This window comes from Aquabacterium sp. A08, from assembly GCF_011742065.1.
In genome coordinates this window covers 1-251 of the sequence record NZ_JAAQQT010000271.1, presented here as the reverse complement: position 1 = coordinate 251, position 251 = coordinate 1, and the positions used below count along the sequence as shown (strand labels likewise).

Here is a 251-nt window from a genome sequence, read left to right as displayed (position 1 = left end):
GCCGCCCCGCAAGCCGCCCCCGCCGACGTGTTGCGCAGCGCGCGCCGCATCGTGGTCAAGGTGGGCTCCAGCCTGGTCACCAACGAAGGGCGCGGTCTGGACGAGGCCGCCATCGGGCAGTGGAGCGAGCAGCTCAGCGCCCTGGTGCGGGACGGACGCGAGGTCATCATGGTCAGCAGCGGCGCCATCGCCGAGGGCATGAAGCGCCTGGGCTGGACGGTGCGGCCCAAGGAAATCAACGAACTCCAGGC

General features: G+C 71.3%; 1 pseudogene. It reads left to right on the top strand.

Going from position 1 to position 251, the window contains the following annotated elements:
• Positions 1–30: 30 nt before the first annotated feature.
• Positions 31–251 (top strand): annotated as a pseudogene (locus HA630_RS26905) (glutamate 5-kinase); the annotation flags it as partial.